Source organism: Mesorhizobium sp. P2_F5 (assembly GCF_056403715.1).
This window is the reverse complement of record NZ_JBFUEY010000023.1, coordinates 26,366-46,924: the sequence shown is the minus strand read 5'-3', so window position 1 is coordinate 46,924 and position 20,559 is coordinate 26,366. Positions and strand designations below refer to the sequence as shown.

At 62.6% G+C, this 20,559-nt stretch carries 26 protein-coding genes; 15 read left to right on the top strand and 11 right to left on the bottom strand.

What is annotated here, in order from left to right; genetic code table 11:
• The first annotated feature begins 101 nt into the window (after positions 1–101).
• The 3 genes from AC1DYO_RS26360 (at position 102) to AC1DYO_RS26350 (ending at position 2,518) form a co-directional block, all read left to right on the top strand.
• Positions 102–1,055 (top strand): cation diffusion facilitator family transporter, encoded by a 954-nt coding sequence (locus AC1DYO_RS26360; protein WP_477267348.1) that lies wholly within the window; start codon positions 102–104, stop codon positions 1,053–1,055.
• Positions 1,056–1,219: 164 nt separating this feature from the next.
• Positions 1,220–1,624 (top strand): GFA family protein, encoded by a 405-nt coding sequence (locus tag AC1DYO_RS26355; protein ID WP_477267347.1) that lies wholly within the window; start codon positions 1,220–1,222, stop codon positions 1,622–1,624.
• A gap of 81 nt (positions 1,625–1,705) precedes the next feature.
• On the top strand, positions 1,706–2,518 hold the full coding sequence (locus AC1DYO_RS26350) for a class I SAM-dependent methyltransferase (RefSeq protein ID WP_477267375.1): 813 nt from the start codon (positions 1,706–1,708) through the stop codon (positions 2,516–2,518).
• A 3-nt stretch (positions 2,519–2,521) separates the two neighbouring features.
• On the opposite strand, the gene AC1DYO_RS26345 is transcribed toward AC1DYO_RS26350, so the two are convergent.
• Positions 2,522–3,772, bottom strand: coding sequence for a DNA recombination protein RmuC (locus AC1DYO_RS26345; protein WP_477267346.1), 1,251 nt, complete (start codon positions 3,770–3,772; stop codon positions 2,522–2,524).
• Positions 3,773–3,875: 103 nt separating this feature from the next.
• Here AC1DYO_RS26345 and def point away from each other — a divergent pair, with 103 nt between their 5' ends.
• The 4 genes from def to truA all read left to right on the top strand — a co-directional run bounded on the left by def (position 3,876) and on the right by truA (position 6,750).
• Entirely contained in the window at positions 3,876–4,406 is a 531-nt protein-coding gene (gene def / locus AC1DYO_RS26340) for a peptide deformylase (RefSeq protein WP_477267345.1), read from the top strand.
• A gap of 4 nt (positions 4,407–4,410) precedes the next feature.
• The gene (fmt, locus tag AC1DYO_RS26335; RefSeq protein ID WP_477267344.1) at positions 4,411–5,361 is read left to right on the top strand and encodes a methionyl-tRNA formyltransferase; all 951 of its coding nucleotides are present in this window, start codon (positions 4,411–4,413) and stop codon (positions 5,359–5,361) included.
• Positions 5,358–5,864 (top strand): GNAT family N-acetyltransferase, encoded by a 507-nt coding sequence (locus AC1DYO_RS26330; protein WP_477267343.1) that lies wholly within the window; start codon positions 5,358–5,360, stop codon positions 5,862–5,864. Before fmt ends, AC1DYO_RS26330 begins: the two co-directional genes overlap by 4 nt.
• 130 nt (positions 5,865–5,994) lie before the next feature.
• Entirely contained in the window at positions 5,995–6,750 is a 756-nt protein-coding gene (truA, locus tag AC1DYO_RS26325; protein ID WP_477267342.1) for a tRNA pseudouridine(38-40) synthase TruA, read from the top strand.
• On the opposite strand, the gene AC1DYO_RS26320 is transcribed toward truA, so the two are convergent.
• A complete protein-coding gene (locus AC1DYO_RS26320) occupies positions 6,747–7,346 on the bottom strand; it encodes a transporter (RefSeq protein WP_477267341.1) in 600 nt (199 codons plus the stop codon). The two genes, truA and AC1DYO_RS26320, sit on opposite strands and share 4 nt — an antisense overlap.
• A gap of 2 nt (positions 7,347–7,348) precedes the next feature.
• Positions 7,349–8,542 (bottom strand): succinyl-diaminopimelate desuccinylase, encoded by a 1,194-nt coding sequence (dapE, locus tag AC1DYO_RS26315; protein ID WP_477267340.1) that lies wholly within the window; start codon positions 8,540–8,542, stop codon positions 7,349–7,351.
• Positions 8,543–8,669: 127 nt separating this feature from the next.
• On the opposite strand from dapE, the gene AC1DYO_RS26310 reads away from it, so the two are divergent.
• Positions 8,670–9,689 (top strand): 2-dehydropantoate 2-reductase, encoded by a 1,020-nt coding sequence (locus AC1DYO_RS26310; protein ID WP_477267339.1) that lies wholly within the window; start codon positions 8,670–8,672, stop codon positions 9,687–9,689.
• Between the two features lie 72 nt (positions 9,690–9,761).
• Here AC1DYO_RS26310 and AC1DYO_RS26305 read toward each other — a convergent pair whose 3' ends face one another.
• The 4 genes from AC1DYO_RS26305 to dapD all read right to left on the bottom strand — a co-directional run bounded on the left by AC1DYO_RS26305 (position 9,762) and on the right by dapD (position 12,213).
• A complete protein-coding gene (locus AC1DYO_RS26305) occupies positions 9,762–10,532 on the bottom strand; it encodes a hypothetical protein (RefSeq protein ID WP_477267338.1) in 771 nt (256 codons plus the stop codon).
• Positions 10,533–10,553: 21 nt separating this feature from the next.
• Positions 10,554–10,931, bottom strand: coding sequence for a DUF805 domain-containing protein (locus tag AC1DYO_RS26300; RefSeq protein WP_477267337.1), 378 nt, complete (start codon positions 10,929–10,931; stop codon positions 10,554–10,556).
• Positions 10,924–11,286, bottom strand: coding sequence for a DUF805 domain-containing protein (locus AC1DYO_RS26295; protein WP_181059841.1), 363 nt, complete (start codon positions 11,284–11,286; stop codon positions 10,924–10,926). Before AC1DYO_RS26295 ends, AC1DYO_RS26300 begins: the two co-directional genes overlap by 8 nt.
• A gap of 72 nt (positions 11,287–11,358) precedes the next feature.
• Positions 11,359–12,213 (bottom strand): 2,3,4,5-tetrahydropyridine-2,6-dicarboxylate N-succinyltransferase, encoded by an 855-nt coding sequence (gene dapD / locus AC1DYO_RS26290; RefSeq protein WP_477267336.1) that lies wholly within the window; start codon positions 12,211–12,213, stop codon positions 11,359–11,361.
• A 145-nt stretch (positions 12,214–12,358) separates the two neighbouring features.
• Here dapD and AC1DYO_RS26285 point away from each other — a divergent pair, with 145 nt between their 5' ends.
• Positions 12,359–13,204 (top strand): LOG family protein, encoded by an 846-nt coding sequence (locus AC1DYO_RS26285; protein ID WP_477267335.1) that lies wholly within the window; start codon positions 12,359–12,361, stop codon positions 13,202–13,204.
• 93 nt (positions 13,205–13,297) lie between these two features.
• Here AC1DYO_RS26285 and AC1DYO_RS26280 read toward each other — a convergent pair whose 3' ends face one another.
• On the bottom strand, positions 13,298–14,017 hold the full coding sequence (locus AC1DYO_RS26280; protein WP_477267334.1) for a pyrimidine 5'-nucleotidase: 720 nt from the start codon (positions 14,015–14,017) through the stop codon (positions 13,298–13,300).
• A 175-nt stretch (positions 14,018–14,192) separates the two neighbouring features.
• On the opposite strand from AC1DYO_RS26280, the gene AC1DYO_RS26275 reads away from it, so the two are divergent.
• From AC1DYO_RS26275 to AC1DYO_RS26265, 3 genes are all read left to right on the top strand, one after another.
• Positions 14,193–14,954, top strand: a complete 762-nt coding sequence (locus tag AC1DYO_RS26275; RefSeq protein WP_477267333.1) for a GGDEF domain-containing protein — start codon at positions 14,193–14,195, stop codon at positions 14,952–14,954.
• A gap of 176 nt (positions 14,955–15,130) precedes the next feature.
• Positions 15,131–15,301: a hypothetical protein gene (locus AC1DYO_RS26270; protein WP_477267332.1), complete on the top strand. Its 171-nt coding sequence runs from the start codon at positions 15,131–15,133 to the stop codon at positions 15,299–15,301.
• A complete protein-coding gene (locus tag AC1DYO_RS26265; protein ID WP_477267331.1) occupies positions 15,298–16,737 on the top strand; it encodes a GMC oxidoreductase in 1,440 nt (479 codons plus the stop codon). Before AC1DYO_RS26270 ends, AC1DYO_RS26265 begins: the two co-directional genes overlap by 4 nt.
• A gap of 245 nt (positions 16,738–16,982) precedes the next feature.
• Here AC1DYO_RS26265 and AC1DYO_RS26260 read toward each other — a convergent pair whose 3' ends face one another.
• A complete protein-coding gene (locus AC1DYO_RS26260) occupies positions 16,983–17,150 on the bottom strand; it encodes a hypothetical protein (RefSeq protein ID WP_185970491.1) in 168 nt (55 codons plus the stop codon).
• Between the two features lie 94 nt (positions 17,151–17,244).
• On the opposite strand from AC1DYO_RS26260, the gene AC1DYO_RS26255 reads away from it, so the two are divergent.
• The gene (locus AC1DYO_RS26255) at positions 17,245–17,742 is read left to right on the top strand and encodes a MarR family winged helix-turn-helix transcriptional regulator (protein ID WP_477267330.1); all 498 of its coding nucleotides are present in this window, start codon (positions 17,245–17,247) and stop codon (positions 17,740–17,742) included.
• Between the two features lie 49 nt (positions 17,743–17,791).
• Here the strand turns inward: AC1DYO_RS26255 and AC1DYO_RS26250 are convergent, their stop codons facing one another.
• Positions 17,792–18,424, bottom strand: coding sequence for a TetR/AcrR family transcriptional regulator (locus AC1DYO_RS26250; protein ID WP_477267329.1), 633 nt, complete (start codon positions 18,422–18,424; stop codon positions 17,792–17,794).
• Between the two features lie 102 nt (positions 18,425–18,526).
• Between AC1DYO_RS26250 and AC1DYO_RS26245 the strand changes: the two genes are divergently transcribed.
• The gene (locus tag AC1DYO_RS26245) at positions 18,527–18,931 is read left to right on the top strand and encodes a VOC family protein (RefSeq protein ID WP_181059831.1); all 405 of its coding nucleotides are present in this window, start codon (positions 18,527–18,529) and stop codon (positions 18,929–18,931) included.
• A 73-nt stretch (positions 18,932–19,004) separates the two neighbouring features.
• On the opposite strand, the gene phhA is transcribed toward AC1DYO_RS26245, so the two are convergent.
• Positions 19,005–19,841 carry a phenylalanine 4-monooxygenase gene (gene phhA, locus AC1DYO_RS26240; RefSeq protein ID WP_477267328.1) on the bottom strand — a complete coding sequence of 279 codons (837 nt, stop codon included), beginning with the start codon at positions 19,839–19,841 and terminating at the stop codon, positions 19,005–19,007.
• A gap of 139 nt (positions 19,842–19,980) precedes the next feature.
• On the opposite strand from phhA, the gene AC1DYO_RS26235 reads away from it, so the two are divergent.
• The gene (locus tag AC1DYO_RS26235; protein WP_477267327.1) at positions 19,981–20,457 is read left to right on the top strand and encodes an Lrp/AsnC family transcriptional regulator; all 477 of its coding nucleotides are present in this window, start codon (positions 19,981–19,983) and stop codon (positions 20,455–20,457) included.
• Positions 20,458–20,559 lie beyond the last annotated feature (102 nt).

Genomic DNA, 20,559 nt, shown 5'->3' with positions numbered 1-20,559 from the left:
CCTTCAAGGACCTGAACGACCGGGCGATTGGTGCGTTGTGATGCCTGTGGAGCTTCGGCGGCAGGGCCGTTACATTGGGTGGCTTGGAGGGACAAGACGGCATGGCAGCGCATGGCGGGTCGAAGACGGTCATCTACGCGGCGCTCGCCGGCAATCTCGCCATTGCACTGACCAAATTCGCCGCTGCCTTCTTCACCGGCAGTTCGGCGATGCTGTCGGAAGGCGTGCACTCGCTGGTCGACACCGGCAATGGCGGCCTGCTGCTCTACGGCATACACCGCGCCGCCCGCCCGCCGGACCGAACGCATCCGCTCGGTCATGGTCGCGAGCTGTATTTCTGGAGTTTCATTGTCGCCCTGCTGGTCTTTGCGCTCGGCGCCGGGGTGTCGTTCTACGAAGGCGTGGTCCACATCATGGCGCCCGAGCCGGTCGCCAATCCCAAGATCAACTACATCGTGCTCGGCCTCTCCGTGCTGTTCGAGGGCAGCTCCTGGTATGTGGCGCTGAAGGAATTCCGCCTTGAGAAGGGCAAGCAAGGCTGGCTGCAAGCGGTGCAGTCGAGCAAGGATCCGAGCGTCTACACCGTGCTGTTCGAAGACAGCGCCGCGCTGCTTGGCCTCGTCGTCGCCTTTGCCGGCATCCTGGCGGCCGACCTCCTCGACATGCCCGAACTCGACGGTGCCGCCTCGATCGGCATTGCGGTGATCCTTGGCGCCACTGCCATCTTCCTGGCGCGGGAAAGCAAAGGCTTGCTTATCGGCGAGCCGGCCTCGCCGGAAGTGCAGGCCAGGGTGCTGGTCATCGCCCAACAGGATCCGGCGGTGCAGCGCGCCAACGGCGTTCTCACCGTCCATCTCGGGCCGCAACAGATCGTCGCCGGCCTCAGCATCGAATTCGAGGACCATCTGACGGCGCCCGAGATCGAGGCCTGCGTCGAGCGCCTTGAGGCGCTGCTGAAGAAGGAGGTGCCGGAGATCACCAAGCTGTTCGTCAAGCCGCAGACGACGGGGACCTGGGAACACCGGCGCAAACAGGTCGAGGCGGCATCGGACTAGAGCAATTCCAGGAAAAGTATGAGCGGTTTTCCCGGGAAAAGCGCGCAGCGCTTTCCCTTGGGAATTGCGTCAAAACAAAGAGCTCTAGTCCTGGACCAGAAGTCCACCGTTGGCCCCATCGCTTGGTCCCGCTAAGATCAGTCGACGAATTCGGAGGAGCAACCATGAAAATCGACGGTGGGTGCCATTGCGGCGCCATCACTTATGAAGCAGAGGTCGACCCGGAAAAGACCTCTATCTGTCATTGCACGGATTGCCAGCAACTGACCGGCACCGCCTTTCGTGTCACCGTTCCCGCGCCTGAGGATCACTACCGGATCACCAAGGGCACGCCGAAGGTCTATATCAAGACCGGATCGAGCGGCTCCAAGCGCGCCCAGGCCTTTTGCGGCGACTGTGGTTCGCACCTTTATGCGACGTCGGTTGGCGACGGCCCGAAGGTCTATGGGATCAGGGCGGGGACCGCGCGGCAACGCGAGGATCTGGTTCCAACCCAACAGAAATGGCACCGCTCGGCCCTGCGCTGGCTTCCGGAATTCGAGGGCATAAGCATCGTAGAGGCGCAGTAGCACCTGCGTTCCGGTTAAACGCAGCCCAAACCAGACGATGATGTGCTAGGCTCGCCATCAAACGGATGGCGGGTGGTAGCGATGTTGGAAACAGACAAGATCTTTGCCGGCTCTATTCCGGAAAACTACGACCGCTACATGGTGCCGTTGATTTTCGAGCCGTTCGCCGCGGATATCGCACGACGGGCAGCGTCCCTGTCACCCGGCGCCGTCCTGGAAGTCGCCGCCGGCACCGGGGTTGTCACCCGCGCATTGGCGCCCAAACTGTCTCCTGGCGCAAGCTATGTCGTGACCGATCTCAACCAGCCGATGCTCGACTACGCGGCCTCGCGGCAAGCTCCCGACAGTCGCATCCAATGGCGTCAGGCGGATGCTCTGGCGCTGCCGTTTGAAGATGCGACCTTCGATCTCGTTTGTTGCCAGTTCGGCGCGATGTTCTTTCCCGACCGCACCGCCGGCTATCGCGAAGCAAAGCGGGTCCTGAAGCCCGGCGGCCATTTCCTGTTCAACGTTTGGGATCGCATCGAAGAGAATGTATTTGCCAATGACGTGACGAACGCTCTTGCGGAGATCTTTCCGGTCGATCCGCCACGATTTCTCGCCCGCACGCCGCACGGCTACCATGACACGGCCCTGATCCGCAGCGAGCTGGAAGGCGCAGGTTTCTCCCGTGTGATGATCGAGACGAGAGCCGAGCAAAGCCGGGCATCCTCGCCGCGGCTTCCGGCGGTTGCCTATTGCCAGGGAACGCTTCTTCGCACCGAGATCGAGGCCAGGGATCCGGGAAAACTGGAAGCTGCAACCAATCATGCCGCGTCCGTGATTGCAGTCAAACATGGCAGCGGCGAGGTTGCGGCAAAAATCCAGGCACACGTAATCGTTGCAGCGGTCTAAGCTCTAATCGTCGCCTTCTACGACACGGAGCCTGAGCTGGCCCGTCTTGGAATCCGCCACCCGCACCCCGGCTTCGGCCTTGGCGGGTCCGCCGCGCATTTCGGCTTCGCTTTCGCCAAACTCCAGCGCCTCGATCTTCTGGCCGCGCCGGGTCACTTTCGACGTCGACACCAGTATCTCGTCGATGTCCTTGGCCGACTGGCCAAAATGCGTCTGCAGCCGGCGCACCCGCTCGTCGACGCGCGCGACATCCTCCATCAGCCGGATCACCTCGCCCTGGATCAGATGCGCCTGTTCGCGCATGCGGGCGTCCTTGAGGATCGCCTGGATGACCTGGATCGACAGCATCAACAGCGACGGCGAGACGATGATGACACGGGCGCGGTGCGCCTTCTGGATGAGAGCGTCGAAATTCTCGTGGATTTCGGCAAACACCGATTCCGACGGCACGAACATGAAGGCGGTGTCCTGCGTCTCGCCCTGGATCAAATATTTTTCCGAGATATCGCGGACATGGATTTCGATGTCGCGGCGGAAAGCCTGGGCCGCCACCTTCTGCAGTTCCGCACCGTCGGCGGCGCGGATGGCATTCCAGGCTTCCAGCGGAAATTTGGCGTCGATGGCAAGCTGCGGCGCGCCGTTCGGCATCCGCACCAGGCAGTCGGGCCTGCTGCCGTTCGACAGCGTCGCCTGGAATTCGTAGGCGCCCATCGGCAGGCCGTCGGCGACAATCGCCTCCATGCGCGACTGGCCGAAAGCGCCGCGCGTCTGCTTGTTGGACAGGATCGCCTGAAGCTGCACGACCTGGCCGGCCAGCGACTGGATGTTGCCTTGCGCGGTGTCGATGACCGCCAGCCGTTCCTGCAATTTCGCCAGGCTCTCATGTGTCGATTTAGTCTGTTCGGTCATGGTCTGGCCGAGGCGGCCGGTCATGGCGTCGAGCCGCTGGCCGATCGACTGGTTGAGTTCGGCCTGCCTTGCGCCGAACACGTCGGCGATGGCGCCCATGCGGCCCTGCATCTCGGCCTGGCTCTGCAAAATGCCGGCCATCCGCGCCTCGGCGTCGCGGGCGTGGTCTGCAGCTTCCGCGGCGGCGATGGTGCGCGCCTTGGCCGACCGCCACAGCGCAACGACAAGCGCCAGGAACAGGCCGAGAAACACGATCGCGCCGAACGCCAGCGCATGGCCGAGCGTGATGGTCGTGGCCCCGAGCCGGGCGACGGGTTCGGAAAGGATGGTGCTCAGATCGTTCATCCCCCAAGCATAGCCGATTCGCCGCCCTGGCACAGATCAAAACGTGAACGGGCGCCAACCGCACCGGTTGACGCTTTTCCTGCGACGTTTTAGGTGAGACGCCATGTCGATCAAGCCGCTCATCATCCTTCCCGATCCGATCCTGCGCCAGGTTTCCAAACCGGTCGAACGCGTCGACGCGTCCGTGCGCAAACTGGCTGACGACATGCTGGCGACCATGTATGACGCGCCGGGCATCGGGCTCGCCGCAATCCAGATCGGCGAGCCGCTGCGCATGCTGGTCATCGATCTCGCCAAGGAAGACGAGGCGCCGGCGCCGCATGTCTTCATCAATCCCGAAGTCCTCGAAAGCGCCGACACGCGCTCGGTCTACGAGGAAGGCTGCCTGTCGATCCCGGACTATTACGCCGAGGTCGAACGGCCGGCTTCGGTGCGGGTGAAATATCTCGATCGCGACGGCAAGCTGCAGGAGATCGAGGCCGAGGGCCTGATGTCGACCTGCCTGCAGCACGAGATTGACCACCTCAACGGCGTTCTGTTCATCGACCACATCTCGAAGCTGAAGCGCGATATGGTGGTCAAGAAGTTCAAGAAGCTCGCCAAGGACAAGGCGCCGGGCAAGCTGGTGGGATAGGAAGATGCCGCTTCGCGTCATCTTCATGGGCACGCCGGAGTTTTCGGTGCCGGTGCTGCGCGCGATTGCTGAAGCCGGGCACGAGATACCAGCCGTTTACACCCAACCGCCACGCGCCGCGGGCCGCCGCGGGCTGGAGCTGACACCGTCGCCGGTGCAGCGCGAGGCCGAGCGGCTGGGCATCGAAGTGCGCACGCCGACTTCGCTGAAAGGCGAGACGGAGCAGGCCGCTTTCCGGGCGTTGCAGGCCGATATCGCCGTCGTTGTCGCCTATGGTCTGCTGCTGCCTAAGCCTATTCTGCAGGCTCCGCGGCTCGGTTGTATCAACGGCCACGCCTCGCTTTTGCCACGCTGGCGTGGTGCAGCTCCCATCCAGCGCGCCATCATGGCCGGCGACACCGAGACCGGCATGATGGTGATGCGCATGGAAGAGGGTCTCGACACCGGCCCGGTGGCACTGGTTGAAAAGTGCGCCATCGGACCCGATATGACGGCCGGCGATCTGCACGACCGCTTGATGAACATTGGCGCTGCCCTGATGGTGGAAGCGCTGTCCCGATTGGAGACAAATACGCTGGCATCAGCCTTGCAGGCGACTGACGGGGTGACCTACGCCAGAAAAATCGATAAATCGGAGACGCGTATTGACTGGACGCGGCCGGCTGGCGAGGTCCACAATCACATTCGCGGCCTGTCGCCTTTCCCTGGGGCCTGGTGCGAGGCCGACATTGGCGGCCGCACAGAACGGCTGAAACTGCTTCGCTCGACGCTTTCTGAAGGCACGCTTTCTGAAGGTATGGGCGAGTCGGGAGGAATTCTCGATGACCGACTGACGGTCGCCTGCGGGGCAGGCGCGGTCAGGCTGGTCGAAGTTCAACGGGCGGGCGGAAGGCCCGCTGCCGCGCAGGAGTTTCTGCGCGGGGCCAAAATCGAAAAAGGAATGAAATTCTCATGAGCATGATGTCGATACGCGGCGCGACGCCGCGGGACCGCGAGGCTATACGCCTCGTCGAGGAACACGCATTCGGCCAGCAGGCGGAGGCCGGGCTGGTCGACGCGCTGGTCACCGGCGGCGACGCCGTTGTCGAGCTGGTGGCGGAAGAAGACGGCCAGGTGGTCGGCCATATCCTGTTTTCCCGGCTGTTCGTCCAGAACGGCGGCAAGCAGTTTGCAGCCGTGGCGCTGGCGCCGTTGGCGGTGGAACCTTCGTTCCATGGCTCCGGCATTGGCGGTGCGCTGATCCGCGAGGCGCATATCCGCCTCAGGGATTCCGGCGAGACGCTGGCGGTTGTGCTGGGCGATCCGGCCTATTACGGCCGCTTCGGCTACAACCATGCGCGCGCCGAAAACTTCGAGAGCGAGTACCAGGGCGAAGCGCTGCAGGCGCTGGCCTGGGGTGACGCACCCGAAAAAGGCAAACTGGTCTACGCCCAGGCCTTTACCGCACTCGCCGCCTGAGCATGATGCCGAAAAGTGTGAAGCGGTTTTCGGACGACATCATGCTCTATCTCTTTGACCTAGAGCCGGGTTCAGATTTCGGGTCGAATCGACCTGAAATCTTCCGGCTCTAGGCGAGTGCAGATCGCCCATGCCGCGTTTTCGTCTCGATATCGAATATGACGGCAGCCTCTTCGCCGGCTGGCAACACCAGGCGGATCAGCCTTCGGTGCAGCAGGCGATAGAGCAGGCGATCGAGAAATTCAGCGGCGAAGCGGTGCGGTTGCGCGCCGCCGGCCGCACCGACGCCGGTGTGCATGCGACCGCCCAGGTGGCGCATGTCGACCTCGCCAAGGCGTGGCCAAACGACAAGGTGCGCGACGCCATCAACGCGCATCTGCAGGCGGCGGGCGCGCATGTCGCCATCTTGCAGGCGACGGTTGTCCCCGACGAGTTCGACGCCCGTTTCTCGGCCACCGGGCGGCACTATCTCTACCGCATCCTCAACCGGCGTGCGCCCGCTGCGATGGAAAAGGGCCGGGTCTGGTGGGTGCCGAAACGGCTCGATGCGGACGCCATGCACGAAGCGGCGAAAGTCCTGCTCGGCCGACATGACTTTACCACCTTCCGCTCGACGCAGTGCCAGGCCAACAGTCCGGTGCGGACGCTGGAGCGGCTCGATGTGAGCCGCCAGGGCGACCTGATCGATATCAGGGCCTCGGCGCGTTCCTTCCTGCACAACCAGGTGCGCTCCATGGTCGGCTCGCTGAAACGCGTCGGCGACGGCGGCTGGACGGCTGCCGACCTCAAGGCGGCGTTAGACGCGCAAGACCGTGCCGCCTGCGGCCAGGTGGCGCCGCCCGATGGGCTTTTCCTCATCGGCGTCGACTATCCGGATGGGTCCTAAGCCGCAGTCGGCACAGTGATGCCGAGCAGCGCCACCAGGCCGAACAGGACGGCCAGAGACACCACCAGCATGCCTGCGAACACTGCGCTGCCGACAGCCGCGCCCTTGCCGATCGCTGCGTTGGTCATCCGCCAGGTGAGCACCAGCGACAGCACCACCAGAACCAGCCACACCAATTCGGCGACTGGGTTGCCGGACGGCAGGAAAAGCCGGATCAACGCCGATGGCAGCAGCATCCAGGCGGTGATTGCCGACGCCCAGTTGCTGGCGACGACGTAGTGGACGAAGCGGTCGCCGATGCCGGCACGCGACGCGACCAGGGCAAGCGCGACCAGCGGCAGCAGCCACGAGCCGAGGTCGACGGTTGCCAGGCGGATCAACATGCCCAGCCGCCCGGCGAACGCATTGGGGTCGCCGATCTCGTTGGCCGTACCGACCCAGCCGACGATCATCGCCGGTGCCGCGACGACGATGGCGAAGAAGGAATTCCAGAAGCCATCGGCCGACAGGTCGAGCAACCGCAAGCCGTCGGCCTTGCCGAGCATCAGCCGCCAGGCGCCGGTAAGCGATGAAGAGGTCTCGTCAACCGAAAGCATGATCAGCCCTGCTCGAACCAGTCTTCGATGAAGCGCTGATAGATCTGGGTCAGCGTTTCGAGATCGGCCAATGCGACGCGTTCATCGACCATGTGCATGGTCTTGCCGACCAGTCCGAACTCGACCACCGGGCAATAATCCTTGATGAAACGGGCATCCGAGGTGCCGCCCGAGGTGGACAGCGCCGGCTCCTTGCCGACCGCTGCCTTGATCGAGCCGCGCAGTGTATCGATCAGCTTGTCGTCGCGCGTCAGGAAGACATGGCTCGGCCGGTCGCGCCAGACCAGTTCGTAGTCGACCGGCGTCTTCTTGCCGGTCCGGTATTTCTTGCGCTTGGCCGCCTGGTCGAGGCGGTTGTGGATCTCAGCCTGCACGGTCTCGGCCGTCCACGTATCGTTGAAGCGAATGTTGAAGGTGGCTGTCGCCTTGGCCGGAATGACATTGGTCGCCGGGTTGCCGACATCGATCGAGGTCACTTCCAGATTGGTCGGCTGGAAATCCTTCGTACCCTTGTCGAAAACGGGGTGGAGCAAGGCCTCGACCAGGCTCATCAGTCCGCGCACCGGATTGTCGGCAAGCAAGGGATAGGCGACATGGCCCTGGCGGCCGTTAACGGTGACGCTGCCGGACATAGAGCCGCGCCGGCCGATCTTGATCATGTCGCCGAGCGCGTCCGGGTTGGTCGGCTCGCCGACGATCGACGCATCCCATTTCTCGCCCTTGGCCGCCGCCCAGTCGAGCAGTTTTGTCGTGCCGTTGATGGCCGGGCCCTCTTCGTCACCGGTGATCAGCAGCGAGACCGAGCCTTTCGGGCCGCCCTTGTTCTCGACATGGCGCGCCACCGCCGCGATGAAACAGGCGATGCCGCCCTTCATGTCGACGGCGCCGCGGCCGAACATCTCGCCCTTGGCGATTTCGGCGGCAAAGGGCGGATGCGTCCACGACGCCTCGTCGCCCACCGGAACCACGTCGGTATGGCCAGCAAACATCAGATGTGGCCCATTGCCGGAGCGGCGTGCGTAGAGGTTCTCGATGTCGGGTGTGCCGTCTTCGGAAAACACCGGGCGTTCGACCGAAAAGCCGAGCGGCTTCAGCATGCCTTCCAGCGCAGCCAGCGCACCGCCCTCGGCGGGTGTTACGGAGGCGCAGCGTATGAGGGTCGCGAGGTTGGCGGCGGGATCGGTCGGCAGTTTCATGGGCAAAGCGATAATCGAAAGCGAAAGGCCTGTCACGGCCAGAGATGATGACCGACCCAATAGCCGGCGGTGTCGCCGACATTATGGTTTTCATGTCGTATAGTGCAGGCCAACACGAGATTATCGCATGGCCATGTCAGAAAAGACCATCGTCATTGCCGGCGCCGGCAGCATCGGCTGCTATGTCGGCGGCTGCCTGGCGCTGGCCGGACGCAAGGTGGTGTTTTTGGCGCGGCCGCGCATCGCGGAGGCCTTGCTGGGTGGTGGGCTGCGTGTGACCGACCTCGACGGCCGTGACCGCTCACTCAAGCCGGACGCACTCACCGTTACCGCCGATCCGGCCTCTGCTCTGGCCAATGCTGACGTGGTGCTGGTGACGGTCAAGAACGGCGCCACTGAAGAGATGGCGGCGCTGATTGCCGCACACGCTCGTGGCGATGTCGTGGTGGTCAGTCTGCAGAACGGTGTCGGCAATGCCGACCGGTTATGCACCGGGCTGGGCTCTCGACCGGTGCTGGCCGGCATGGTGCCGTTCAATGTCGTCCAGTCGGCCGAAGGCAACTTGCCGCTTCACGTGCATCGCGCCAGCGACGGCAAGGTGATGATCGAAGACGGTATGGCCGGCCTTGCCGGCCTCCTCGATGTCGAAGGCCTAGCCGTCGAAACCCATGCCGACATGAAGGCGGTGCAGTGGGGCAAGCTGCTGATCAACCTCAACAACGCGCTTGTCGCGCTGTCCGGCCTGCCGCTGGCGAGCGAACTTGCCGACCGCCGCTGGCGGCTGGTTCTTGCCGGTCAGATCGACGAGGCGCTGGCGGCGATGAAGGCATCACACATTGCCCCGGCGCGGATCGGCGGCTTGCGTCCCGGCCTGCTGCCGAGCCTGCTCAGGCTGCCGGACTGGCTGTTCCGGCTGGTAGCGCGCCGCATGCTCGCCATCGACCCGCAGGCGCGTTCTTCGATGTGGGACGATCTCCAGCGCGGCCGGCCAACCGAGATCGGCGACCTGCAGGGAGCGGTCCTTAGCCTCGCCGAAAAGGCCGGCACGCCGGCGCCTTTGCTGAAGCGGGTCACCGCTTTGGTGCGGCAGGCCGAGCGGGAAAAGCGCGGGTCACCCGGGCTGACACCGGAAGCCGTCGCTGGATAGGCTATTCGCCGCGAGCGTCGGGCCTTGGCACGCATATGAGCCCGAAAAAACAGGCACGCCGGCACCGCTGCGTCACAGCTTCGGTGCGCGCCTCGGAGCCGGCGCTTTGCTCGCCTGGCCTGGCGCCGACAGCGGCTGCGCCGCCGGGTGGTTCTCGATCAGTGTGATCTTCTGCCAGATCTTGCGCGACAGGTTGGACGCCAGGTTCTCGATGTCGTTGACGCCGTCGATGACCACATCGTCATTGACCGACTGTGCGAACAGCGCCGCAATCTTGCCGGTGATCGACAGCATTTCCGAGCAATAGTCGAGATAGCGCGCCAGGTCCGCGGCATTGGTGATGCGCGCTGGCGAATGCGCGGTCGGCCTGAAGTTTGCAGACAATGCGGCCGGATCCTTGGTCAGCTGGTGCATGTCGATGACATGGATCAGCGACCTCAGCCCATGCAGCTGGCGAAACACCCGCTTGCGTTTGATGCGCTCCTCGGTGCGGATCAGCGCCAGCAGGCCGAGCACGGCAAGGATGATCATGTTGATCGTGGCTTCGATGCCTTGCACCGACTGCACCGCATCGTCGGCCTGCGAGATATGGATGAGCGGCAGGATGGTGCCGACGAACAGGAAGATCAGTGCGCCGGCGGCAACGGCTGCGACGATGGCGCCGCGCAGCCACCAGATCGGCGCCTCGAGCGCTTGCGCCGCCTTGGCCAGGTCGCGCGACAGCGACACCAGTTCGGCGGCGACGCCGCGCAGGCCGGCCTCGGGAAAACGCTCGGCGACGCGCTCCTCCAGCCGCTCGGCGGTGTCGATGATCAGTTTCGGATCAAGCGTGCGGTAGCGCATGGCGAGATATCCGGTCGGCCCTCAGGGTTGTGCAGGAGCATTGGTGTGCCGGCCGTAGCGATTGGGCCCGGGCTGGCCTGGGAACAGGCAGAAGACAAAGAGTGCCACCATCGAGACGACGGGAACAAACACGATCAGAGCGGCAATGCCCGGCTTGTCGAGGTCATGCAGCCGCTTTGCCGCCAGCGCGACATGCGACCAGAGTGAGACAATGAAGGCAATCATGAAGACAAACGCCCAGACGTAGCTTGCAGTCGAGCCTTCGGGCACCAGAGTGAAGCGATAAACCGGAAAGGCCGGGATGATGCTGACAAGCAGGAAGCCAAGAAAATAGGCCGCGCGGCTGACGCGGCCCGAGGTTTTGAAGAAAAGCCAAAAGAGGTCTGATTTTTCAGGCAAGCGGATCCGGTCCGTATTGATTGGCGCCTCGAGTGCCTTCGAGAATGCCGCATTCCACGATGAACCAGATCGCACCAACAAAAGGCACAAACAGGATCAGGGTCCACCACCCCGACTTGTTGCGATCATGCCAACGCTTGGCATAAACCGCGAGCGCGAAATAGATCGACGCCAGCGAAACGATGATGCCGATGATACCGATCTGGGCGCCGCCGCCGAGATCCATGCGTGTGCCCAGGATCGAATCCAGGATCAAGGCGACGATGCCGATCACGAAAAAAACACCGATCGCCGCCCAGAACTTGGCGCGATTGATGCGGCCGTCAAAGCTGGTCAGAAGGTATTTCCAGTCCATGTCACCCCTCCATGCTGAATCGGCGCGACGGAATGTCGCGCCGGCGGAAGGTGCGTCCGTTTGCAAAAAAGATCAATCGCGCAGCAATTCGTTGATCGAGGTCTTGGAGCGGGTCTTGGCGTCGACACGCTTGACGATGACGGCGCAGTAGAGGCCCGGGCCCGGCTCGTTGTTTGGAAAAGCCTTGCCCGGCATCGAGCCTGCGACGACGACGGAATTCGGCGGCACTTCGCCATAAAACACCTCACCGGTGGCGCGGTCGACGATCTTGGTCGACTGGCCGATGAAGACGCCCATGCCGAGCACCGAGCCCTCGCGCACGATGCAGCCCTCGACCACTTCCGAGCGCGCGCCGATGAAGCAATTATCCTCGATGATGGTCGGGYYGGCCTGCAKCGGCTCCAGCACGCCGCCRATGCCGACGCCGCCCGACAGRTGCACGTTCTTGCCGATCTGSGCRCAGGAGCCGACCGAGGCCCAGGTGTCGACCATGGTGCCGCTATCGACATAGGCGCCGACATTGATGAAGGACGGCATCAGCACCGCGCCCGGCGCGACATAGGCCGAACGGCGCACGATCGACGACGGCACGGCGCGGAAGCCGGCCTTCTCGAAATCGACAGCGCTCCAGCCGTCGAACTTCGAGGCCACCTTGTCCCACCACACCGCCTGGCCGGGGCCACCCTTGATGATCTCCATCGGATAGAGGCGGAAGGAGAGCAGCACCGCCTTCTTCAGCCACTGGTTGACATGCCACTTGCCGTCGGCCTGACGCTCGGCGACGCGCACAGTGCCGCGGTCGAGCAGGTCGAGCGAAGTCTGAATGGCGTCGCGCGTTTCGCCGCGGGTCGTGGTCGAAATCGTATCGCGCTCCTCGAAGGCCTTCTCGATGGTCTTTTCGAGGCTCGCCAGATCAGGCTTCGACATGATTTCGCTCCGTTACCGCGCTGTTAAGGCCATCGCCTTAACCTGTTTTGAAAATCGCGCGGACCCTATGTTAAGGCGTATTGGGGGTCAATCGCGCGTGCGCCATGGGACGGCGCAAGTGAACTGTTGGGACGGGTAGAAGCATATGAACCCTATGGAAAAGGCGGGGTGGACGCCGCTGCCGCATTCGGACGAGGATCTGGAGCGCTCGAAAAGCGTGCCCGATACGCCGCAGACGCGCGCCGACACCTATCGTCTCGCCTGGAACGATCCCGACTTCATGACACGCCGCGAATTGCGCGCGGTGCGGTTGCAGCTGGAACTGTTGAAGCCCGAAATGATCCTGGCCGAACGCGGCATCCGCTCGACGGTGATCCTGTTCGGCGGCGCGCGCATTCCCGAGCCCGGCGGTGAGGCCTGGGCGGCCAAGAACGAGACGCAGAAGAAGAACCTCGAGCACAACAGCAAATATTACGAGGAGGCGCGCAAATTCGCCCGCCTCTGCTCGCAGCAGTCGGCCACGTCCTATTACCGTGAATTCGTCGTCGTCACCGGTGGCGGGCCAGGCGTCATGGAAGCGGGCAATCGTGGTGCCGACGATGTCGGCGCGCCGTCGATCGGCCTCAACATCGTCCTGCCGCACGAGCAGGCGCCGAACGCCTATGTGACGCCAGAGCTGTGCTTCAACTTCCACTATTTCGCCATCCGCAAGATGCATTTCGTCATGCGCGCCAAGGCCGTCGCGGTGTTTCCGGGTGGCTTTGGCACGATGGACGAATTCTTCGAGACGCTGACGCTGATCCAGACAGGGCGCATGGAGCGCGTGCCGGTCATCCTGTTCGGCAAAGCCTTTTGGAAAAGGGCGATCGATCTCGATTTCCTGGCCGAACAAGGCACCATCACGCCCGGCGACCAGGATATCATCGACTTCGTCGACACCGCCGACGAGGCCTGGGGCATCATCAGCCGTTTCTACAAGTTAGGGGAGTAGGACTGGGGATCGGAGTACTGGGGAATTGGAGAACTGAAGAATTGGGGAAAAAGGGGTCCGGATCGTTCCTCTGTTCCCCAGTTCTTCAATTCCTCAGTTCTTCAATTCCTCTACCCCCTCCACAATCGCCGTCAGAAACCCCGCGAGATCGTCGGTGACGAAATCGACGTCGTCCTCATTGGCCGGGTCGCGTTCCCAGATCTCGGCAAAGGTCGGCTCGAAATTGCGCGGCACCACCAGCACTGTGGTCATGCCGAGCGATTTCGGCACCTCCAGATTGCGGGCGAGATCCTCGAACATCACCGCATTGTGGCCGGTGACGGCGTGCAGTTCGGCAAACTTCTCATAGGTCTGGCGCGACGGCTTCGGCGTCAGCCCGGCGGCGACGATATCGAAAATGTCATCGAAATGGTCGAGGATGCCGAGCTGGCGCGCGGTCCGCTCGGCATGCCTACGGTCGCCATTGGTGAAGATGAACTTGCGGCCGGGAAGCTGGCGGATGGCGGTGCCGAGAACCGGATCCGGCACCAGCCACGAATAGTCGATGTCGTGCACCTTTTCGAGGAAGTCGTCGGGGTCGATGCCGTGGCGCGTCATCAGCCCGTTCAGCGTCGTGCCATATTCCAGATAGAGTTCCTTCTGCAGCTTGCGCGCCTCGTCGCGCGGCAGCGTCAGCAATTCTCCGACATAGGCCGTCATCTTGACGTCGATCTGCGAAAACAGATTCGAATGGTGCGGATAGAGCGTGTTGTCGAGGTCGAACACCCAGTCGGTGATGTGGGCAAAGCGGGCGGGATCGGGCGACGTGGTCATGGCGTCCTTATGGCACGAAATATCTGCCGTTCGAACCCCTTTCTGCGGCTGGACTTATCCACAACCTATACGCATCTAGAGTTGTAAAAATGGCCTCTCCATTCAAATTTTAGCCATCCCCGAAAGGTGGCCTTCAGGGCTTGCTGGCACAGAGACGGTTCAGTGGGAGCCAGCGATGAGTCGCATACTTTTGAAGTCCGCCGCCGTCGCGTTCGGCTCGGTAGCCGTCTCGCTTTTGCTGACGTTGATTATCTTTCCCGCCATGGGTTTTCCGGTCACTCGCACCATCTGGCTGACATCGACTGTGTGCCCGCTGGCGCTCGCCTGGATCGCCTGCGCCAGCACCTTCTGGCAGAGCGACAGGCTGAAAGGCGCGCATCGCGACCTTGCCCGCGCGCATGCCCAGCTCGCCGCCGCGCACCGGCGTTTGTCGGAGAAGGCGAGCCGCGACGACATGACCGGCATGCTCAACCGCGAGAGCTTCTTTGCCGCGCTCGACGGTTCGCGGCGCAAATCCGATCGCGGTGCGCTGCTGATCATCGACGCCGACCATTTCAAGTCGATCAACGACAGTTTTGGCCATCTGACCGGCGATGACGCGCTGCTGCTGATCGCCAGCGCCATCGAGCGCGGCGTTCGCAGCGGCGACGTGCTCGGCCGCATCGGTGGCGAGGAGTTCGGCGCCTTCCTGGTCGGCGCCACTGGCGCGGAGGCGAGGCGCGTCGCCGAGCGCATCCGCCGCGAAGTCGAGCTGATCCGCTTCCGCCCGGTCGACGAGCGCACGGTGCCGCTCACCGTCAGCATTGGCGGCATCACTTGCGGTGAGGATGCCAATGTTTCGGAGCTGATGCGCGCTGCCGACCTCCGGCTTTACGAGGCCAAGCACCGCGGCCGCAATTTGTCGATCCTCGACCGGGACATTTCCGAAGCCGCCTGAGGCTTCCGCCTATGCTTGCTAAGGATTTGCCAACATTGTTTCCATGCAACCGCGCCGTTTACCCGGTTGTAAGCCGTTTACCGCTAGGACTGGCACGGAAATGGCCTGTCTGGCCGGCACGTGTGCCGTTCAGGGAACGTCATGCGTGGATCGAAGCCCCCATCGAGAGACGTCTCATGAGTTTCTTCATCAAGAAAATATCGCGCCGCGCCATCGTGCAGGCGCTGATTGCGATGCCGGCGTTACAGCTTTTTCGCAAGCTGCCTGACAGCGACCGCCCTGATGCCGACCCCGACGAGATCGTCGTGGTCAATGGCTGGGTCCTGAAGCGGAGCGACCTGGCATGATCTTCTACAGCTACGAGGCGTATCGCGCCTCGGATTTCAAACCCAAGGTCTGCATCCTCGGCTCCGGGCCCGCCGGCACCACCATCGCCAGGAAGCTCGGCGCCGCCGGCATTCCGGTGGTGGTGCTTGAAGCCGGCTCGCGCGAATTCAGCGACGAATCGCAGGATTTCTATCGCGGCACGACGGTCGGTGATCCCTATTTCGACCTCGATATCACCCGGCTGCGCTTCATGGGCGGTTCGTCGAACCACTGGGCCGGCTGGTGTCGGGTGCTCGACAAGCAGGATTTCGAGCCCAAGGCGTGGGCTCCGGACACCGGCTGGCCGATCAGCCGCGCCGACATCGAGCCCTTTTTGCCCGAGGTGCACGACATTCTTGAGCTTCCCGATTTTCGGCCCGATGTGCCGATTTCGGACGACATCCGTTGGGTGCAGCTGATCAAGAGCCCGGCCGTGCGCTTTGGCGAGAAATTCGCCGATGAGCTCGACAAGAGCAAAAACATCGCGGTCGTGCTCAACACCTATGCCACCGAACTCGCCGGCGATGGCAAGCGAGTTACCGGCGCCAGGCTGTGGTCGGACGGGAAGGATGCCGGCGCCTTCAGCGCCGATTTCTTCATCGTCTGCACCGGCGGGCTGGAGAATTCGCGGCTGCTTCTGTGGTCGAACCAGCGCTCGAATGGTGGCGTGGTGCCGAACGCCACGGCGCTTGGCCGTTACTGGATGGAGCACCCGACCTTCGAGGGCGGTAATGCCATCCTGGCCGACTACAGCGAGTTCGAGGTCGACGCCGTCAACGAGGCCTTCTTCTCGCCGACACTCGCCGCCATGGAGCGGCTGCAGATCATGAATTTCGGCATCAGGCTGATCGAGACGCCCTACGCCGGCGTCAAGAGCCTGATTGCCGACCTCGCCTGCACCGCGCCCGACGCCGCCGAATGGGTGGCCTATCAGCTCAGCCAGAACCTGCGCTGTGCGGCCCAGCTCTATGTCGCCTGGGAACAGGCGCCGCTGGCTTCGAATCAGATCGAATTGTCGAAGACCGATGTCGACCATGCCGGCGTGCCGCGCATCGAACTGCACTGGAAGAAGTCGCCGCTGGAGCGCCGCACCATTCTGGAGGGGCTCAAACTGTTTGGCACGACGCTGATCGGGAAGGACCTCGGCCGCGTCCGCATCATGGACTGGCTTGCCAATGGCCAGGACTATCCGACCGATGAGGAACTGGCCGGCCATCATCATATGGGCGGCACGCGCATGGGCACCGATGTGACCAAGAGCGTGGTCGACGCCAATTGCAAGGTGCACGGCATGGACAATCTCTATGTCGGCGGCTCCTCGGTGTTCTGCACCTCGGGCGAATGCAACCCGACGACGACGATCACAGCCCTTGCCTGCCGGCTCGGCGACCATCTGAGCAAAGTCATCACGGTGTGACGAAGTCATCACGGTGTGACGGGGTCATCACGGTGTGACGGGGTCATCACGGTGTGACGGGGTCATCACCGTCTGACCGCCAAAAAGCGGACGGCGCCGACAGGACTGCTGCCGGCGCCGCCCTGGCGCGCCTTTGGGTGGATTCTGATCTGGCCGGAAGCGTGATCCCTGAAAACCGGTTTTCAGAAGGATCACGCTCAAGCGGGAGATAAAGCCATCCCGAGCCCATCGGGATGGAACAGCCTCTAGAGACCGTAGACGGCGACGCGCACCAGCACAGCCGCTGCGGCCAGCGCCACCAGCAGGATGCCGAGGCCGATGGGCGAGCCCCAGCCATACCATTTCATCGCCATCTCGGCGTATTTGTACTCTTCCTCGTGGGAGAGCGGCGCACGCTGTTGAATCAAGCTCATTTTTCACTCCTTGTCGGCGGCAGGCCCTTGCTATGTCGGAACCAGAGCCGCATATTGATGCAATGATCTAAATGTTAGACAGATTGATAATTAGATGATCGAAATAAATCCGTCAACCCGGAATCGCGAGGAAATGACGACGGCCATCGGCCTGGCCATCATGCAATGGCAGGACGCCACACAGGCCTATGACGAAGCGGTGGGGGCAAGGCTTGGGCTGAACATGGCTGAGCGCCATTGCATCGGGCTGCTCTACGGTGGCCCGCAATCGGCCGGCGCCGTCGCGACAGCGACCGGCCTGACACCGGCTGCGGTGACGGCGCTGATCGACCGGCTGGAGGCGCGCGGCTACCTGACCCGCACGCGCAGCCTCGAGGACAGGCGCAAGGTGGTGATAGAGGCGACAGAGGCGACGCGGGACCTGTCGGCCCGCTACTACGGCGCCATCGCCCGCGAAGGCGAGAAAGTCGTCGCTACCTTCAGCGACGTGGAACTGGCCACCATATCGCGCTTCGTCCACGCCGCACTCGACCTGCAGCGCGACCAACTGGCGCGGCTGAAGGCCGAGGGGACGGACACCCCCGGGCGATAGGGATGCCTATATGTTTGCGGTGTCACTGCATAAGCCGGCAGGGACGAGACTATTTCGGCTGGACCCCATAGGCGGCAAGAAACGCCTCCACCGAGGCATCCGCGTGTCGTTCAAGTTCGGCCTTGGAACGCCGGTTGCTTCCCGTGAACATGGCTTCGTTCATGGGGATCCAAAGAAGCATTCCAAAAAAATGGCTGGCTGCCAGATGGGGATCACTGGTTTGTATCAGTCCTCGACTGGTGAGCTTTTGAAAGCAGGACGCCATTGAGCCAAGCATGCGCTCGAAGCCCTTTTCGTACCAACTGCGACCAAGCTGCGGCATTCGGTCCGCGTTGGCGATAATTAAGCGCCGCAGCTTCAACAACTCTTCATCCATGAGAACCGCTATCAAACGTCGAGCAAGCTGCTGCAGGCCACCCTCCATGAATTTCGCCTCGGAAAGCAGCGTCGTCACGGACTCGATGATGTCGTTGGCTTGTGTAGCGGTCGACAGAACGACTTCGCCGAACAGCGTCTCCTTGTCGATGAAATGCTTGTAGACGGTCTGCTTGGAAGCTCCCGCCCTGGTGGCGATTTCTTCCATGCTGGTTCCATCATAGCCTTTGCCGATGAACGCCGCCGTGGCCGCTTGGATGATTTCACGATCCTTGCGTGCTGATCTGGTTTCACCGTCGTTTCCCATGGCACCTCCTCAACAAGTACTAGACGGTACCGTTCTTGCATGATAGCCATGAAACGGTACTGGACTGACTAGTACCTGTCAACGAAGGCAAGGCTTAGACCGATGACCAAGATGATCTTTATAAATCTGCCGGTGCGCGATCTGCAGGCAGCGACCAACTTTTATCTCGCGATCGGGGGCACGCTGAATCCGCAGTTCTCGAGCGACCAGGCCAGCTCGATCATGTTCTCAGACTCCATTGGTGTCATGTTGCTCACGCACCAGCATTACAGCCAGTTCACAGCGCGGCAGATCGGCGACCCCAAGCGTGACAGCCAGATGCTGATCGCGCTCACCACCGACAGCAGGGACGAGGTCAATGCCGTAATCGAGAAGGGCGTGGCGGCAGGCGGCCGCGCTGATCCCAATCCAGCGCAGGATCTCGGTTTCATGTTCAACCGCCACATCGAAGACCCAGACGGAAACGTCTGGGAGTTCCTGTGGATGAACCCGTCTGCCATGCAATAGTCTGTCGGGGTCAAAGCGTCTAAAGCGCGTCGCGTCGACATGCGACGTGCCTTAAACACTGGTGCCGGATTTACTAGACTGTCGCCGGATCGAGCGCCGGCTGCCCTTTGCGGCGGGCGACGATCGCCTTGAAATCGGCGGTCCGGAACGCGTCGCGCAGCACGTCGAAAGACGGCAGTACGAAATAGGCGCGCTGGAACTTGTCGATCTCGTAGCCGGTGCGCATCACCGTTTCGAGGTCGAAGGGCACGTGGTGCGCGTCCTTGCTGTCGACGGCGAACTGCAATTCGGTGAAGGACGACATCAGCCCGGCGCCGAAAGCTTTCAGTGGTTGGCCCTTCTCCTGCATCAAGCCGTATTCGGCCGTGTACCAGTAGAGGCGGGTGATCATCTCGTCGCCGCCCAGCGCAATCACGCTCTCGGCCTTCTCGCCATACATCTGCATGAAATCGGCAAACACCGGCTGCGTCAGGATGGGCACATGGCCGAAGAAGTCATGGAACATGTCCGGCTCGACGATGTAGTCGAGCTCGTCCTTGGTGCGCAGCCAGTTGGTCACCGGAAAGCGCCGGTTGGCGAGATGGTCGAAGAAGGGCGCGGCCGGAATGAGACCCGGCACGGCGACGATTTCCCAGCCGGTGAGCTTGCGCAGCTTGTCGCTGACCGCCCCGAAATCCGGGATCTTGTCGAGCAGGCCGAGCGTGGCGACGCCATCGAGATAGGAATGGTGCGCCAGCTTCTGCGTCAGCTTGGTCTGACGGTCGCAAAGCGTGCGCCACACCGCCTGTTCCTCGGCGCTGTAATCGTAGCCCTGCGCCACGGTGAAATCGGAACGGCAGACCGAATAGTCGCCGCGCAACCCTTGCGCCGCGCAGTCACGGGCATATTCGGCAACGCTCATCGTCGTCATGGTTCTTCTCCCTGCAAATCATCAACGGCTGACGTGCCTGAAGGCTAGCCCGGTTTGTCGAGGCAAATCGGTTTTGATGATGGTTCAACCAGGCAATTCGAGATAATATTCCCTCAATAATTGCCTCAGGAGAGTGAAAATGCCTCAGTTCGATGATTTCGAGATCAAGATGCTGGATGTGCTGCAGCGCGATGGGCGCAAGCCCGTATCCGAACTGGCGCAGGAGATCGGCCTGTCGACGACGCCGTGCGCGCGCCGCTTCGAAGCGTTGCAGGAGGCCGGCATCATCAAGGGGTTTGCCGCGGTGCTCAGCCGCCGCGCCGTCGGCCTGATGGTCGAGGTCTTCATCGAGGTGCGGCTGGTCAGCCACAGCGACGGTTCGCCCGAAACCTTCATTGCTGCCGTGCAGCGCATGGACGAAGTATCGTCATGCTGGACGATGACCGGCGACCACGATTTCCTGCTGCATGTCATGGTGCCGTCGGTCGACGAGCTCAACGCCTTCGTCATGCACCGGCTGATGCGGCTTGCCGGCGTGCGCGACGTCCACACGCAGCTGGTGCTGCAGAACATCAAAGGCCCGGGCCACGTGCCGCTCGCACATCTCAGACGGTAAGGCTCGGCATCGCCATTTCTGCCGAAAAGCTGCACGCAAACTGCTGAACGGAGCCAAATTGCCGATCTGAAACGCCGGCTACGCCATGCGGACCACTGCTCT

What these genes read in the sequence shown, in the direction of transcription:
- AC1DYO_RS26245 (WP_181059831.1), top strand. Translation starts at nt 18,527, where the DNA reads ATGACCAAGATGATCTTTATAAATCTGCCGGTGCGCGATCTGCAGGCA.
- AC1DYO_RS26235 (WP_477267327.1), top strand. Translation starts at nt 19,981, where the DNA reads ATGCCTCAGTTCGATGATTTCGAGATCAAGATGCTGGATGTGCTGCAG.
- AC1DYO_RS26310 (WP_477267339.1), top strand. Translation starts at nt 8,670, where the DNA reads ATGGCCATGTCAGAAAAGACCATCGTCATTGCCGGCGCCGGCAGCATC.
- AC1DYO_RS26285 (WP_477267335.1), top strand. Translation starts at nt 12,359, where the DNA reads ATGAACCCTATGGAAAAGGCGGGGTGGACGCCGCTGCCGCATTCGGAC.
- fmt (WP_477267344.1), top strand. Translation starts at nt 4,411, where the DNA reads ATGCCGCTTCGCGTCATCTTCATGGGCACGCCGGAGTTTTCGGTGCCG.
- AC1DYO_RS26275 (WP_477267333.1), top strand. Translation starts at nt 14,193, where the DNA reads ATGAGTCGCATACTTTTGAAGTCCGCCGCCGTCGCGTTCGGCTCGGTA.
- def (WP_477267345.1), top strand. Translation starts at nt 3,876, where the DNA reads ATGTCGATCAAGCCGCTCATCATCCTTCCCGATCCGATCCTGCGCCAG.
- AC1DYO_RS26305 (WP_477267338.1), bottom strand. Translation starts at nt 10,532, where the DNA reads ATGCGCTACCGCACGCTTGATCCGAAACTGATCATCGACACCGCCGAG.
- phhA (WP_477267328.1), bottom strand. Translation starts at nt 19,841, where the DNA reads ATGACGACGATGAGCGTTGCCGAATATGCCCGTGACTGCGCGGCGCAA.
- AC1DYO_RS26320 (WP_477267341.1), bottom strand. Translation starts at nt 7,346, where the DNA reads ATGCTTTCGGTTGACGAGACCTCTTCATCGCTTACCGGCGCCTGGCGG.
- AC1DYO_RS26330 (WP_477267343.1), top strand. Translation starts at nt 5,358, where the DNA reads ATGAGCATGATGTCGATACGCGGCGCGACGCCGCGGGACCGCGAGGCT.
- AC1DYO_RS26360 (WP_477267348.1), top strand. Translation starts at nt 102, where the DNA reads ATGGCAGCGCATGGCGGGTCGAAGACGGTCATCTACGCGGCGCTCGCC.
- AC1DYO_RS26295 (WP_181059841.1), bottom strand. Translation starts at nt 11,286, where the DNA reads ATGGACTGGAAATACCTTCTGACCAGCTTTGACGGCCGCATCAATCGC.
- AC1DYO_RS26255 (WP_477267330.1), top strand. Translation starts at nt 17,245, where the DNA reads ATGATCGAAATAAATCCGTCAACCCGGAATCGCGAGGAAATGACGACG.
- AC1DYO_RS26350 (WP_477267375.1), top strand. Translation starts at nt 1,706, where the DNA reads ATGTTGGAAACAGACAAGATCTTTGCCGGCTCTATTCCGGAAAACTAC.
- AC1DYO_RS26280 (WP_477267334.1), bottom strand. Translation starts at nt 14,017, where the DNA reads ATGACCACGTCGCCCGATCCCGCCCGCTTTGCCCACATCACCGACTGG.
- AC1DYO_RS26345 (WP_477267346.1), bottom strand. Translation starts at nt 3,772, where the DNA reads ATGAACGATCTGAGCACCATCCTTTCCGAACCCGTCGCCCGGCTCGGG.
- truA (WP_477267342.1), top strand. Translation starts at nt 5,995, where the DNA reads ATGCCGCGTTTTCGTCTCGATATCGAATATGACGGCAGCCTCTTCGCC.
- AC1DYO_RS26270 (WP_477267332.1), top strand. Translation starts at nt 15,131, where the DNA reads ATGAGTTTCTTCATCAAGAAAATATCGCGCCGCGCCATCGTGCAGGCG.
- AC1DYO_RS26260 (WP_185970491.1), bottom strand. Translation starts at nt 17,150, where the DNA reads ATGAGCTTGATTCAACAGCGTGCGCCGCTCTCCCACGAGGAAGAGTAC.
- dapE (WP_477267340.1), bottom strand. Translation starts at nt 8,542, where the DNA reads ATGAAACTGCCGACCGATCCCGCCGCCAACCTCGCGACCCTCATACGC.
- AC1DYO_RS26265 (WP_477267331.1), top strand. Translation starts at nt 15,298, where the DNA reads ATGATCTTCTACAGCTACGAGGCGTATCGCGCCTCGGATTTCAAACCC.
- AC1DYO_RS26355 (WP_477267347.1), top strand. Translation starts at nt 1,220, where the DNA reads ATGAAAATCGACGGTGGGTGCCATTGCGGCGCCATCACTTATGAAGCA.
- AC1DYO_RS26250 (WP_477267329.1), bottom strand. Translation starts at nt 18,424, where the DNA reads ATGGGAAACGACGGTGAAACCAGATCAGCACGCAAGGATCGTGAAATC.